General features: G+C 70.4%; 10 protein-coding genes and 1 tRNA gene. 6 read left to right on the top strand and 5 right to left on the bottom strand.

Translation table 11 applies throughout. From position 1 onward, the window contains the following. Positions 1–12 precede the first annotated feature (12 nt). Positions 13–1,191: a low temperature requirement protein A gene (locus ACFC1K_RS16245; RefSeq protein ID WP_375872384.1), complete on the top strand. Its 1,179-nt coding sequence runs from the start codon at positions 13–15 to the stop codon at positions 1,189–1,191. 10 nt (positions 1,192–1,201) lie between these two features. Here the strand turns inward: ACFC1K_RS16245 and ACFC1K_RS16240 are convergent, their stop codons facing one another. Beyond that, positions 1,202–1,789: a GNAT family N-acetyltransferase gene (locus ACFC1K_RS16240; protein WP_375872383.1), complete on the bottom strand. Its 588-nt coding sequence runs from the start codon at positions 1,787–1,789 to the stop codon at positions 1,202–1,204. Positions 1,790–1,921: 132 nt separating this feature from the next. On the opposite strand from ACFC1K_RS16240, the gene ACFC1K_RS16235 reads away from it, so the two are divergent. Together ACFC1K_RS16235 and ACFC1K_RS16230 are read left to right on the top strand one after the other, a co-directional pair. Then, positions 1,922–1,998: transfer RNA gene (locus ACFC1K_RS16235), tRNA-Pro, on the top strand. Positions 1,999–2,094: 96 nt separating this feature from the next. Beyond that, a complete protein-coding gene (locus ACFC1K_RS16230; RefSeq protein WP_375872382.1) occupies positions 2,095–2,817 on the top strand; it encodes a group I intron-associated PD-(D/E)XK endonuclease in 723 nt (240 codons plus the stop codon). 39 nt (positions 2,818–2,856) lie between these two features. Here the strand turns inward: ACFC1K_RS16230 and ACFC1K_RS16225 are convergent, their stop codons facing one another. Beyond that, a complete protein-coding gene (locus ACFC1K_RS16225) occupies positions 2,857–5,628 on the bottom strand; it encodes an Ig-like domain repeat protein (RefSeq protein ID WP_375872381.1) in 2,772 nt (923 codons plus the stop codon). Between the two features lie 145 nt (positions 5,629–5,773). Beyond that, positions 5,774–6,160, bottom strand: coding sequence for an aspartate 1-decarboxylase (gene panD / locus ACFC1K_RS16220; RefSeq protein ID WP_375872380.1), 387 nt, complete (start codon positions 6,158–6,160; stop codon positions 5,774–5,776). Positions 6,161–6,254: 94 nt separating this feature from the next. Here panD and ACFC1K_RS16215 point away from each other — a divergent pair, with 94 nt between their 5' ends. Genes ACFC1K_RS16215 through ACFC1K_RS16205 form a run of 3 tightly spaced genes read left to right on the top strand, consistent with a single transcriptional unit; the run spans position 6,255 to position 11,861 of the window. Next, positions 6,255–7,727, top strand: coding sequence for a DUF3375 domain-containing protein (locus ACFC1K_RS16215; protein ID WP_375872379.1), 1,473 nt, complete (start codon positions 6,255–6,257; stop codon positions 7,725–7,727). Beyond that, positions 7,720–8,514, top strand: a complete 795-nt coding sequence (locus ACFC1K_RS16210; protein WP_375872378.1) for a DUF4194 domain-containing protein — start codon at positions 7,720–7,722, stop codon at positions 8,512–8,514. The genes ACFC1K_RS16215 and ACFC1K_RS16210 overlap by 8 nt, the downstream gene beginning before the upstream one ends. After that, entirely contained in the window at positions 8,511–11,861 is a 3,351-nt protein-coding gene (locus ACFC1K_RS16205) for an ATP-binding protein (RefSeq protein WP_375872377.1), read from the top strand. The genes ACFC1K_RS16210 and ACFC1K_RS16205 overlap by 4 nt, the downstream gene beginning before the upstream one ends. A gap of 3 nt (positions 11,862–11,864) precedes the next feature. Here ACFC1K_RS16205 and ACFC1K_RS16200 read toward each other — a convergent pair whose 3' ends face one another. Beyond that, complete coding sequence (locus ACFC1K_RS16200) at positions 11,865–12,470, bottom strand: GNAT family N-acetyltransferase (protein ID WP_375872376.1); 606 nt, start codon at positions 12,468–12,470, stop codon at positions 11,865–11,867. Next, on the bottom strand, positions 12,467–14,569 hold the full coding sequence (locus tag ACFC1K_RS16195) for a penicillin acylase family protein (protein WP_375872375.1): 2,103 nt from the start codon (positions 14,567–14,569) through the stop codon (positions 12,467–12,469). The genes ACFC1K_RS16200 and ACFC1K_RS16195 overlap by 4 nt, the downstream gene beginning before the upstream one ends. Between the last annotated feature and the right edge of the window lie 2 nt (positions 14,570–14,571).

The raw sequence follows: 14,571 nt of genomic DNA, 5'->3' as shown, positions 1-14,571 counted from the left end.
CATAATCGTCGCATGACCGATGTGCTGGCTCGGATGGGCCTCGTCCGGATGTCCGCACGCGATACCGGTGCGTCGCACCGCGTGTCGACGCCGCTGGAGCTGCTGTTCGACCTCGTCTTCGTCGTCGCGGTGTCGCAGGCGTCGCAGAACCTGCACCACCTCATCAGCGAGGACCACGTCGGCCAGGGCGTGCTCGCCTACCTGATGGTGTTCTTCGCCATCTGGTGGGCGTGGATGAACTTCACGTGGTTCGCCTCGGCGTTCGACACCGACGACTGGCTCTACCGCGTGCTCACCATCGTCCAGATGGGCGGCGTGCTCGTACTCGCGGCGGGCGTGCACGACGCGATGGTGGAGTTCGACTTCCTCGTGGTGACGTGGGGCTACGTCATCATGCGGTTGGCGATGGTGGCGCAGTGGCTGCGGGCCGCAGCATCCGATCCCGAATCTCGCAGCACCGCGCTGCGCATGGCTCTCGGGGTGACGGTGGTGCAGGTGCTGTGGGTCGCCCGCATCTACCTGCTGGACGACGTCGCCCAGTTCTGGACGTTCTTCGTCCTCGTCGTGCTCGAGCTGCTGGTGCCGGTGTGGGGCGAGGCGTCGGGGCGCACGGCATGGCACCCGCACCACATCGCCGAACGGTACGGGCTGTTCACGCTCCTGCTGCTCGGCGAGAGCCTGCTCGCCTCGGCGAATGCGATCATCGACGCACTCGGCGAGGGGGAGCACGTCCCGGAGCTCGTGACGCTCGCGATCTCGGGCATCGTCGTCACCGCCGGCATCTGGTGGGTCTACTTCTCGCGCGAGCAGCAGCATCGGCTGGAAGGCAGGAAGTCGGCCTTCCGCTTCGGGTACCTGCACTACGTGATCTTCGCGGCCGTCGGTGCCGTGTCGGCCGGCGTGGAGGTCGAGATCGACGAGATCACCGGCCACACCGAGATCTCGCCCGAGATCGCCGGCCTCGCCCTGACGCTGCCGATCGCGATCGTGGTGGCGGCGTCGTGGTTCGTGCTGCTGCGGGCGTCGCTGACGCGCTGGGCGTCGGCGGCCGTGCTCACCGGCGCGGTGCTGATCGCGCTAGCGGGTCTGCTGCCGTCGGGGGAGTACGTCGTCGCTGCGGCGCTCCTGGTGGGCGTCGTCGTCGTGCTAGAGGTCGATCGGGTGCGTCGAGAGCCGACGCCGGTGCACTGACGTCTCGGACTCACCCCGCGAGGTCGAGCGACACGATCGCGAGGTGCGGCTTCGGCCGTGCCACCTCGCGGAACCCGGCCTCTTCGAACGTCGACAGCACGCCGTGGAACAGGTCGTTGGCGGGGATCTTCTTTCCGGCGTCGGGGTCGAGCGGGTATGCCTCGATCACGCGGGCCCCGCTCGTGCGTGCGTAATCGATCGCCGCGTCGAGGAGCTTCGCGTTGAGACCCTGGTTGCGGTGGTCCTTGCGCACGACGAAACAGCTCACCGACCACACGGAGGCGTCGTCCCAGGGCTCCTGCGACGCGTCCGTGAAGTTGCGCGTGCGACCGATCCGCACCTGCTTCGTGCGCGGCCCGATCCGCACCCAGCCGGCCGCTTCGCCGTCGACGTACGCGATGAGAGCGGGAGGGGGACCGGCGTCGATCTCGTCGCGCAGGAGACCTTCGCGCTGCTCCTGCGAGGTCTTCTGCCACTCGGCGTTCGTGATCATCCACCACTGGCACTGGCAGCCGCGTCCGTCACCACCGCCGCTCAGCGCGTGCTGCGCGTCGTCGAAGCGATCTGCGGTGGCCGGTTCGATGGTGATGTTCGCCATGTCGCGACGCTATTGCGCCCCACCGACATGGGCAAGCGATCGACGGATGCCACGCCCGGGCGTCCCTCGGTTCGCGAGGCGTCCGCGCAGCGGGTAGGATGGGGGAGTTGTCCACGCGCAAGCGGGGGCTAACGGGATGTGGCGCAGCTTGGTAGCGCACCTGACTGGGGGTCAGGGGGTCGCAGGTTCAAATCCTGTCATCCCGACCAATCAATCGAAAGGACCGGCGAGAGCCGGTCCTTTCTTCGTTTCCTCCATCGCGCGCGAGCCGTGAGGAAGTCGGATGCCCCTTCTACGCTCAACGCATGGCGAGGGATCGCAGCTACACCGACGAGCAGCTTGGCTACGCGGTGGCACATTCGAGATCGTGGCGAGGAACCCTTCTCGCGCTGGGACTCGTCGCGACCTCAGGAAGCGCAATGCGATCGGTTCGGGCGCACGCGGATCGGCTCGGCCTCGGGTACGACCACTTCTCGATTCCGCGGGGGTTTTCCGATGATCGGCTTCGCGCGGCCGTGGCGGCTGCAGCGGATTGGGATGATGTCGCCAAGGAATTGTGTCTGGAAGATGCATCTGCGCTCGTGACTGCGAGAGGGCATGCCGCGCGACTCGGCCTCGACACGGACCACTTGAGCAGAACGCCTATCGCAGTGCGGCCAAACCCAAAGCCGGATCTCAGTAACCTTGCCCGCGCGGGCTCGCTCCTAGCGGCGGGCTGGTGCACCATGTGCGGTTGGGAAGTGTCTTGGCCCTTGGAACCGTGTCGGTACGACCTTGTCGTCTCGGGAGCCAAAGAATTCCGTCGGGTCCAGGTGAAGACGACGACCACACGAGCAAACGGGTCGTGGAAGGTCTACTTGTCGACCGCTCATGGCGGTCGGAGGACTTATAGCACCGACGAGATCGACGAATTCTTCATCATTGACGGGGAGTTGGACTACTACGTGATCCCCGTGGCCGACGTCGGTGGGCTACACGCTGTTCATCTCTCCGCATATGCCGACTACAGATTGAGCACGCGAACCTGATTCGTGGTGCCATGAGAAATCTCGCCGCGCCGCGGTCTCCTACGAGCGGATCGAGCGTCGCCGCCTCGCGTACGCGGCCATCGCTGCGCCCACGAGGAGCAGGAGCCCTGCGGCCAGGAGCGCGGCGGACGAGTCCGCACCGGTCGGCGGCAGACCTCCGGTGGCGGGCGGAGTCGACGCCGGGGGCGTCGGTGGAGGCGTCGTGACCGGCGCCGCCGCGACGACCACGACGATCGTCAGCGCCTCCCCGGTACCGCCGTCCTTGTCGGTCGACGTCAGGGACGCCGTGTACGTGCCGGCCGCTGCATAGGTGTGCGTGACCGGCGGATCCGCCGGGCCGACGACCGTCAGGACCGGCGAGCCGTCGCCCCAGTCGACGGTGTACGTGAAGTCCGCGGCCATGTCGGCGGACGACGGGTCGTCCGCCCCGACCTTGATCGTGAACGGTGTTCCGGCTGTCGCGGTCAGGTTGCCGGTCACGACGGTGTCCGGCGCCGTGTTGACGACGGTCAGGCTGGTGGTGGAGGTGCTCTGCTGCGAACCGAGCGTCACTCGAAGGGCGATGGTGTGGCTCGACGGGCCGTCGTCGATGCCCAGCGCCTCGAGCTGATCCCACGTCAGTGTGGGCGTCAGGCCGCTCGCGTCGCTGTAGTCGCCGTCCGCGTCGAGGTCCCACTCGTATGTGGCTCCGGGGCTGGACCCGGTGCCGTCCAGGGCCAGGCTCTCTCCCTCGGCCACCGAGTACGGTCCGCCCGCCACCGAGACCGCGGGGGTCAGCACGCCCTGGTCCAGGTTGCCGCTGCTGGTGGCGTACGCCGCCGTTCCGGAGTAGGTCGCGGTGAGGGGATGCGTGCCGGCCGGCAACGCGCTGGTGGTGAGCGTCGCTGTGCCGTTCGCGTCGAGCGCGACGGCGCCGCCGAGCGGGCTGCCGGCGTCGGCGAACGAGATCGTTCCGGCGGTGACGGGCGATCCGCCGGCGGTCACCGTCGCGGTGAACGTCACGGCTTGGCCGACGAGCGAGGGGTTCAGGCTGGATGTGAGGGAAGTACTCGTCGAAGCGAGACCGACCACCTGATCGACGCTCGCGCTGCTCGTGGCGTACGCCGGCGTTCCCGAGTAGGTCGCGGTGAGGGCATGCGTGCCTACACCGAGCGCGCTCGTGGTGAACGTCGCCATCCCGTTGGCGTCGACGGGGACGCTCGAAGCGAGCGGCGTGGCTCCGTCGGCGAACGAGACGGTCCCGCCGGTGACGGGCGAGCCGCCGGACGTGACGGTCGCGGTGAACGTCACGGAGTCGCCGAAGAAGGAGGGGTTCACGCTCGAGGTGAGCGCCGTCGTGGTGGCGCTCGCGGTCGTGACAGTAAGGCACCACCCGCCGCTGATCGACCCGGCGTCGCCGCCCGCGTCGTCCACCACCCACAGGCTCCAGACGCCGTTCCCGTTGCCGCCGTTGAACGTCGCCAGGGTGGTCGCCGCGCTGATGGCCGGAGCGGGCGCGGGGAACGCAGCATCCGTCCCCTCTGTGTCGAGGTCGGTCGGTCGGAACGTGCCCGAGACGAGTGGTGCAGGCACCGAACCGGCGGCGGCGTCGTCGAAGACCGCGTTCGCGCCGCTCACGGGTGTGGTGCCACCGGCGTCGCTCATCAGCAGGAGGTTCGTCGACGGCGTGGGGCCGGACAGCATGACGTCGAGGTCGATCGGAGCGGTGTGCGAGATCCCGTTGAGGGTCGCGGTGACCTTCGTGACCGGACCGGCGAGCCCTGACACGGTGATGTTCGAAGGATAGGGAGCGGATGCTCCTTCCTGAGGAACCGTCAACGCCCCCGGGTTGCAGAAGGTGTTCCCGGTCACGACGGTCGTGTTGTCGACCCGCTGCGACACCGATCCGTTGCTCCCCAGGAATCCGGTGCTCCCCGCGTACGTCGCGACGATCGCGTGGGTGCCCTCGGCGAGGGCGCTGGTGGTGATGGTCGCCTGTCCCGAGGCGTTGAGTGCGACGGGGGCGCCGAGGGCGGCGTTGTCCGCCGTGAACGCGACGCTCCCCGTCGTCACCGGGTTGCCCCCGGCGGTGACCGTCGCGGTGAAGGTCACCGGGTCGCCGGTCTTCGACGGCGTGCCCGACGTGGTCACCGCGGTCGTCGTCGCCACCGCGGCCTGCTCGGTCGTGATGACGAGGCTCCATCCGCCTGCCATCGTTCCCAGATCTCCCGACGTGTCGTCGACGATGAACAGCTGCCAGGTGCCGTTGGGGGCGATGCCGGTGAACGCTCCCGCAAGAGTCGTCTGCGCGGATGGTGCGGGCGCGGGCGCAGGGAAGGCGTCTCCGCTGCCGTTGTTGCTCGAACGATATGAACCGGTCGGGACGCTGCCGCTCGGCACGACGTCAGCGGCGGAATCGTCGAAAGTGAGGGTCGCGTTGGTCGACGTCGTGAGCGTGTTCGGCGCGCCGACGTCCGACATCACGACCAGGTTCTGCCCGGTGGGCGCGACGACCAGCGCGTCCACGTCGTTGAGCGCCCCGTGCGTGAGGCCGTGGAAGACCACCTGAACCTTCGTGACGAGCCCCGCCAACCCCGACACCGTGATGTTCGACGGATACGGGTTCGCGGGACCGGTCTGGTTCGCCGATCCCGCCGCGGGAATCGCGATCGACGCCGTGTTGCTGAACGTCGTCGGTCCGTCCGCGTGCGCCAGCGACGGCGCGGCGACGGCGCCGAGCAGCGCAAGAGCGATGGAGACGGATGCTGCGATCCCACGTCGCGGGAACCGTGAGCGTGAGGTCTCGCCTCGCCGCGGCTCACGTCTGGCCATGCTCTGCACCCCTTCGTCGGGATCCGGTGCGCTGGACCGCCGTTGGGGGCGAGGGTCACGGACACAGGGCTTGACGGCACCCTATGACCGGCGTGGTCCGCTTGTACAGGTCCGGCCCAGACTCGATTGGAGTGGAGCCGAGGCGTCAGCCCGCGTGCGTCAGCACGCGCACCGCGCTGTTCTCCCGCACGCCGGGCGTCGACTCATCGATGTTGACCACGATGGGCTGGTGCTCGAGCACCTCTTCGCGCTCGTACTGCGCGTACGACATCACGATGACGACGTCGCCGGTGTGGACGAGGCGCGCCGCGGCGCCGTTGATCTGCATCACGCCGGTGCCGCGCTCGCCGGCGATCGCGTACGTCTCGAAGCGCGCGCCGTTGTTCACGTCGACGACGTGCACCTGCTCGTGCTCGACGATGTCGGCGAGGTCCAGCAGATCGGCGTCGATCGTGATCGAGCCGACGTAGTTCAGGTCGCTGCCGGTGACGGTGGCGCGGTGGATCTTGGACTTGAGCAGGGTGCGACGCAAGAGAAACTCCGGGGGATAGTGGATCGAGTCCAATAATAAGGTCGCCCCTGACCCGAATCGTGGTCCTGTGCACGCCCCAGGTAGTCTGGACGGGATGGGGAACACTCGTGCCGAGGCGGCATATCTGCGGGCTCTCGCGGCGTTCCGAACCCCCACCCTCGACCTGCTCCACGGTCGCTATGCGCCCTTCGTGGTCGCGGCTCTCTCGATCGTGTTCACGGTCGATCGCCCGTCCGTCGAGATCTCCGATGCGCACGCCGAGGTCGCCGAGATCCTCGACGAGCTTCGCGCCGCGGGCTACGACGAGGGCGATCGCACGCTCCCGGTCGGCACGGCCCGCGAGATCTGCCGCTATTGGGTGCGGGTCGGATGGCTCGTGCCGCAGATCGACGGCGACACCGAGGTGTACCGCCTGACCGCGCACGCGGTGGGCGCGCTCGAGATCACGGGACGCACGGCCGGCGGCCGGACGCGCGTCTCGAACTCGCGTGTCCGCACGCTGCTGGAGGCGGTCGAGCGCCTCTCCGATCACGCCGAGACGGATCCCGCCGTCCGGATGGCCCGCCTCATCAAGGAGCGTGACGCGCTCGACGCCGAGATCGCCCGCCTCGAGCTCGGCCAGTCCGAGCCGATCGACGACGAGCAGCTCCTCGAAGAGGCAGAGAACGTGCTGCACCTGGCGCGCGAGCTCCCGGCGGACTTCACTCGGGTGGCCGAATCCATCAAGGCCATGCAGCGCGACGTCGTCGCCGACCTGCGTCGTGACGTCCGCCCGACCGGCGAGGTGCTGCGCGAGTACCTTCAGCGCGGGCAGCACGTCATGCAGTCCACCGTCGAGGGGCGCGCCTTCGCGGGCGCGCTGCGTCTCATCGGCGATCCGGAACGCATCGACAGCCTCACCGAGCAGCTGCACACGCTGCTCGCGCAGCCGTTCACGCGTCTCATGGACGGCGAGCAGCGCAAGGAGCTGGATGCCATCGGCCGCCGGGTCGAGCTCGGCGTCGAGGAGGTGCTCACCGCGCAGCGCCGCGCCTCCCGCGTCATCACCGGTCAGGTTCGCACCCACGACCCGATCCGCGACCGTCAGGTCGACGATCTGCTCCGCGACGTCATGTCGGGTCTGCAGACGTGGACCCGCAGCTCGTCCTCCGATGCGTCGGTCGAGCCCCTGCGCAGCCTCCCCATGGCCGACATCGGCCATCTGCGACAGTCGGTGAGCGACATCCGTCCTCCCGGCGCGCCCGCTCCGCTCACCGCCACGGACGAGGACGCGGAATTCACGGATGCTGACACCCGCGCGTGGGGAGGACCCCGGTACGCCGAGCTCGAGGCCTATGTCGCCGGCCTCGGCGACGAGTTCGACCTGGGCGACGCGTTCCAGGGGGCCGATGACGAGGCCCGACGGCCGGTGGACCTCGTGGGCCTCCTCGAGATCGCCCACCGCAACGGCATGAGCGAACACGGCGGGGTGTCCGTCGTCGAAGCCCTGCGCCCCGATGGGACGACGCGCCGGTTCGCGTTCGGATCCGTGACCGCCCGCACCGCGAAGGAGCACGACGATGACTGAGACCGCCACGCAGGCCGATCTCGAGGCCGGCGATCTCGATGCCACCGACATCGCCGTGGAGGATGCCGCCGCGAGCGACGCGTTCATCGCACCCGCGGCGATGGAGGACGACCTCGACGAGCTCTTCCCCGGCGACCGCGGCGTGCTCGACCCTTCGGTGCGGCGCGTGTTCGTGCACGTCCTGCAGCGGCGGTTCCTCCTGGCAGACCGCAACCGCGACGAGTGGACGGTGCTGCTCGACAACCAGCAGCTGATCGAGTCGCGCCTCAACGATCTCTTCGTGCGCCTCGTGGTCGACCACGACCGCGGCGTCGCCTACAAGCAGCAGGTGCGCTCCGACGAGCTCGAGATGCCGATCCTGCTCCGAGACGCCCCGTACACGCGCTCCGAGACGCTCGTGCTCGTGCACCTGCGCACCGTCTATCAGCGCGAGTCGGCCGCGGGTGAACCGGCGGCCCGCGTCGACATCGAGGACGTCGAGCAGACGGTCATGAGCTACTTCGTGGACGCCGACGGCGACACCGCTCGCCGGCAGCGCTCGATCCGCAAGGCCATGGACCGGCTCGCGCGCGACGGGATCGTCGACGAGGAGACCACCGGCCGGTTCCGCATCAGCCCGCTCGTCGAGATCGTGCTGAGCGCCGAGAAGCTGCGGGAGCTGCGGGACTGGCTGCGCACGCAGTCTGATCCGGCGCGCGCGGAAGGCGCAGCATCCGTCGCCGCCGTCGATGTGTTCGACGAGGCCGACGAAGACGACGAAGACGACCTCGAGGAGACCGCGCTGTGACGATGCTCGACACGCTGTTCGGGCTGATCCCGGCGGCATCGCGCGGGCAGCAGTGGCTCGCCGAGGATCTGCAGCTCGTCAACTGGGGTGGCTACGACGGCGCGCACCGCGTGCGGTTCTCGCCTGAGGCGACCCTGCTGTGCGGCGGGTCGGGCTCGGGCAAGTCGACGCTCATGGACGCGTACATCGCGCTCATGATGCCCCACACGACGCCGTTCAACGGCGCGTCCAACGGGGGAGTGACGGGGCGTCCGCGCGGCGACGAGCAGCGCAACATCCTCTCCTACGGACGCGGCAAGCTCGACGAGTCGCGCACCGAGGAGGGCACGAAGATGCGCGTGCTCCGCGGCGACGGCGAAGACACGTGGACCGCCGTCGCGATGACGTGGGTCGACCACGACGGGTCCCGCTTCACGGCGGTGCGCGCGTGGTACATCCCGGCCGGCGCTCGCGTGCTCGAAGACACCGTGCGCGTCCGCGCGACGACGGACCGGGCGTTCGATCTCAGCTCGCTCCAGGAGGCCGCGGCGCTGCGCCTCTCCGACCTCTCGATCCGCAACGCCGGACTCGACCCCGTCGGAACAGATCGCGAGTTCTCGGCGCGACTGCACGCCGTGCTCGGGATCGGCGCCGCGGGCGCGGGAGGCAAGGCGATGAGCCTGCTCGCCCGCATCCAGGCCGGCCAGCAGATCACGACGGTGGACGACCTGTACAAGCGTCTCGTGCTCGAAGAGCCCGAGACGATGACCACTGCCGACGCCGTCGTCGCGCACTTCGACGGCCTCGAGAGCACGCGCACGCGCATGCTGACGGCGCGCCAGCAGGTGAGCGCGCTCGAGCCCATCCGCGAGCTGCGCGAGAAGATCGCGGTGGCGCTCGAGCGCGTGCGGCTCATCGACGAGGTCGGCGAGTTCTCCGACCCGGCATCGCTGGCGACGCTCTGGCGCGCCGATCGGCGACTGGGCATGCTGCGCGAGGTCGAGACCGAGCTGCGCGACCGCAAGAATGCGGCCGACACCACGCTTCGCGAGAAGCGGGCGCTGGCCGACGCCGCCGAGGCGGAGCGCGACGGGCTCGTCGAGGTGCTGCGGCTCTCGGGCGGCGATCGCCTCGAGACCGCACAGCGGGAACTGCGCGAAGTCGAGCGGCGGCTGACCGCGACGCAAAGCCGGCGCGTGGGGTTCGATGCAGACCTGCGTGCGATCGGCGAGGACGCGGCCTCGCAGGCCGAGTTCGCGGAGCTGATGCACCGCGCCCGCGAGAGCCTCGCCGACCGCGATGCGAAGGGTGGGGTGCGGGCCGCGTACGCCGAGGCGATCTCGGCGGAGAAGTCCGCGGCCCGCGAGATCGCGGAGCTGGAGGCCGAGGTGCGGCGGGCGACCGGGCTGCAGGGCAACATCCCGCGGGCGCTGCACGAATCGCGCGAGCTCGTGGCGCGCGCGGCCGGCATCGAGGTCGAGGACCTGCCCTTCGTCGGCGAGCTCGTCGAGGTGCGCACGGAGTTCGAGCCGTGGCGCGAGGCCTTCAACCTCGCGCTCGGCGGTTTCGCGACGACGCTCCTCATCGACGTGGATCATCTCGGGCGATTCCGCACGGCGATCGACGCGGTGCGCACGCCGGTGCGGCTGCGCTACGAGGGGGTTCACGCCGGACTCGACGAGGCGGACCTGCGCGACACGACCACGCTGCCCGGTCGCCTGGACTACCAGAGCACGCCGTTCACGGGCTGGCTGCAGGAGCGCCTCGCCGACCGCTTCGGCTTCGTGTGCGTCGACTCCGCCACCGGCCTGTCGCAGCACCGCATGGCGCTCACGATCACCGGTCAGATGTCGCAGGGCAGTCGTGGTGCGCACGGCGGCCACGGCCGTGAGAACGTGCTCGGGTTCTCCAACGACCGGCGGCTCGCCGACCTCGCGCGGCAGCTCGACGACGCCCGTGCGCGGCTCGAGCGCGCGGCGGAGGACCGCACGCGGGCGGATGCCGCGCTGGACGCCGTCGACGCTCGCTTCGCGGTGTACGCGAAGGTCCGCGATCTCACCTGGGAGCAGGTCGACGTCGCCGCCGTCACGGCCGAGCGGGACCGTTGGCTCGCCGTGCAGGACGACGTGACGGCATCCAATCCCGAGATCGCCCGTGTGCAGGGGCAGATCGCCGCGGCCAAGGGCAAGGCGGCGCGCCTGCGCGAAGAGATCGCGCGCACCACGGTCGAGCGCGAGCAGATCGAGTCGCAGTGGAGCGACGTCATCGACGACGTCGACGCGGACCAGACGGTGATCGACGCCGCGGAAGACGCGGGACGGATGCTGCGCCCCGAGCAGATCGCATTCCTCGACGACCGTTTCAGCCTGACCGAGACGTCGCGGCCGGCGAGCGCATCGGACGCGCTGGCCGGTTTCGTCGCCGCGCTCACGACCGCCGCGCAGCGACTGACCGAGGACCGCCGGGCTGCCGCCGACTCGCTCGAGCAGCAGCGCGACAGCGTGCGGCGGACCATGGTGAGCTTCCTCGAGCGCTGGCCGAACCCGAACCTGCTGCCCGACCCGGACGCGTCCGTCGACGACTTCGAGCGCATCCTGGAGGCGCTCAGGACGAGTGGGCTGCATGAGCTCGAGGCCGAGTGGCGCGACAGCCTGCTGAAGCTGTCGGGCAACGACCTCACCAACCTGGATTCGACGTTGAGCCGGTCGATCCGTGAGATCCGCGATCGCATCGAGCCGATCAACGAGATCATGCAGGACCTGCCGTTCTACGACGACGACCACCGCCTGCAGATCACGACGCGCGAGAACCAGTCGGAGGCGCGCCGCCGCTTCCGTCGCGAACTGCGCGAGGTGCGTGCGCTCATCGAGGCGGCGTCGTCCGACGAGGAGCGCGAGCAGGTCTACCGGCGGATGTCGAAGCTGATCGGCCACATGCGCCGCTCGGCTCCCGACTTCGGCGACCTGATCGACGTGCGCAACCATGTGCGCGTCAGCGCCGAGCGCGTCGACGCCGCGAACAAGCAGCATGTCGCGCTCTACGACCACATCGGCGAGAAGTCCGGCGGTGAGTCGCAGGAGCTGATCGCGTTCATCGTGGGCGCCGCCCTGCGCTATCAGCTCGGTGATGCCGGTGCGGTGCGTCCGCGCTATGCCCCGGTGTTCATGGATGAGGCGCTGATCAAGGCCGACGCGCACTTCACCAAGCGCGCGATCGGCGCGTGGCGCGGCCTCGGCTTCCAGCTCGTGATCGGTGCGCCGAACGACAAGTACAGCGCCATCGAGCCGCACGTCGATGTCGAGTACGACATCCTCAAGGACACCCGCGGCCGCTCGTGGGCGAAGCCCAAGGTCGGCCTGCGCGGCTGACGTCTACGATCGCGCGCCGCCCGACTCCCACGCCTCTCGCGTGAGGAACGCGAGCTGCCCCGACTTGCCGGGCAGCTCGACCTGCGGGCCGAGCGCGAACCCGAACAGGCGGGCGCGCGCGACGGCGCGGTCGTTGCCGACGTCGGGCTCGATCACGATGCGGTCCACGGCCGGCCGGGAGAAGAGGAAACCGGCGATCACGTGCGCCACGCGGGTGGTGAAGCCGCGCACGGGCGCGCCGCGGTCGCCGAGGAGGAAATGGATGCCGACATCCCCGGGCTGCGCGGCATACACCGCGCCGAGCGGGTCGTTCTCGGTCTCGTACGTCTGCAGCAGCACAATCGGCAAGCCGTCGCGCCGGATGAGGAACGCGTGGTGGGTCGAGAGGCGGTCGACGTACGCGTAGAGGTCGCTCAGCTCCTGAGCCGTCAGTTCGCCCAGGCCCCAGAACCGAGCGGTGGGGGCCGTGACCCAGCGGTGGATCACGGCAAGGTCGGCGACGGGGTCGAGCGCGGCGATCTCCACGCGGCCGAGCACCGGATCGTCGGTTGTGTGCACGACGGTGCCGGCGGGTCCGCTCAGGAGGCGATCGGTGGTGAGGTTGGTCATGAGGTTCCTGTCGGGGCGTCGGGACGGAGGCGGGCCCAGTCGGTCGCGACCCGCGCGGGTCGGACCTCGGACCACCCCGCGAGCTGGTCGGCGAAGTGCGGCGAGGCGGGGTCTCCCGCGGCGCCGAACGGCACGCTCCAGAGGCTGTTCTCGCGGTCGGCGAGATCCCATGCCCAGCGCGCGACCGAGCCGCGCCACGACCGGTCGGTGAGACCCGGGGTCGAGCCGGTACACCGCACCGCGTCGCCGTCGCCTGACAGCGGCACGTCGAGGTGCGCGCCCGGATCGGTCGCGCCCGGCACGTCGCCGAGCACGTGCACCGGAAGAAGGCGATGCGTCGCGCCCCATTCGGCCGCGTCGGCGGCGTCGTCGAGCGCTGCGGCCGCCAACGCGTCCACGTCGTCACGCAACGCCGGGTGCGCGAGCAGCCGAGCCAGCGCGGCGGCGACCTGGCCGGTGACCCCGAGCCACGGGTCGAAGACCGCACCGAAGCCGTGCGGCGCGTGCAGTGCCGCCAGCGCAGGGTGTGCGGCCACTCGTCTCACGAGGGCGGCTCGCCATGCCGCGAACATGCCGCCCGCGACGGATGCTGCGTCCATCCGTCCGTCCCACTCCAGGAGCGCGTCCCGCACCGCGGTAGCCGGCGGCGGCAAAGCCCCGCGCGGTACGAACGGGAGCAGCGCGGTCGCCGAGCCGCTCACCGTGTCGCCCCACACGGGCGCGAACTCGTCCACCGATCCGGGTCGCAGCTCCTCGAGGAGGAGGGCGATGCGATCGGCCCGATGCGGGGACGAGTACGCCCATCCGAGGTCGATCGCCGCATGCCGGGGCCGCTCGTTGGCATCCACCTCCACGTCGGTCACCTCGAGTGGGCGCGCGCCCGTTCGATCCGGCACCGGCTCCACCGACTCGGCGCGCAACGGCAGCCGACGCTCGGGGCGCGGCCGGTCGGGCGTCACGCCCACCGTCGCGGCGAGTACGGTGCCCGAGCGGTCCGCGGCGAGCACGCGGTTCACGGGGTCCACCCATCGCCCGAAGGCCGCCATGACATCGGACGCGGACCGCGCTCGCAGCAAGCCGAGCAGCGCGCCGGCCCCGAGGTCGGCGTTCGTGCGCGCGGGCATGCGCACGCTCCACCCGATGAACTCGTCGCCGTCCGCCCGGAGCTGGGTCACGACCATGCCCCGCTCCGTCTCGATCGCCTCGATCTCGACCGGGTCGCCGCCGCGCACGCGGATAACTGAGCGCTCGACGTCGACGCCGCGCCAGCCGTCCGGCCCCAGTGCCTCGTAGCCGGCGCGCACGCGCCGCAACCGTTCTCGGAACACGTCCACGCTGTGCGCCATCGCGTTCGTCACGCCCCACGCGGCGTCGCCGCTGTGTCCGAAGTGCGGGGCCCCGGGCACGCCCGGGAACGCAAGGCCGACGACGTCGAACTCGTCGCACGCCAGCCGCACCTGCTGGTAGACGCCCGGCAACTCGAAGATGCGGTGCGGGTCACCCGCCAGCAGCGGCATCCCGCTCGCGGTCCGCGAGCCGTGCAGCGCCCACGCGTTGCTGCCCGACGTCGGCAGCGTCTCGTCGCCGCCGTCGCCGTACCCCGCGAACGCGTCGACCCAGGCGTCGCCGAGCGTCGCGGCGACGTGCTCGCGCCACAGCATCACAGGGAACGTCGAGAAGAGCGCGTGCGCGACGTGCAGGACCCCGAGCGGGTCGTGATCCTCCCAGGGCTCCAGCGGTCGCGCGTCGCCGAACAGCATGTCGAGCGCCCCGAACTCGGTCGCCCCCGCGCCCACGTCGGCCATGCCACGCCGTACCCCCGCCGCATAGCGGGCGACGAACGCGCGGGTCTCAGCATCCGTCCCCTTCAGCGCCCGGCGCGCGGTGTCGTCGAGCCGCGCGCGCCGCGCGAAGGCGTCCCACGCCACGCCCGCCTCGCCGATCAGCTCCGAAAGTCGCCCGGCCGCACGCAGCCGATCGACCTCGATCTGCCAGCCGCGGTCGCGCGCCGTCACCTCTCCCTGCGCCTCGGCGAGGTCGCCCACGTCCGTCGCGCGGATGTGGGGGATGCCGAGGGCGTCGCGATAGACCTCTGCCATCG

Source organism: Microbacterium sp. NPDC056057, from assembly GCF_042266945.1.
Taxonomy (GTDB): Bacteria; Actinomycetota; Actinomycetes; order Actinomycetales; family Microbacteriaceae; genus Microbacterium; species Microbacterium trichothecenolyticum_C.
The sequence above is the reverse complement of the archived record's forward strand: the minus strand, read 5'-3'. Positions and strand labels throughout refer to the sequence as shown.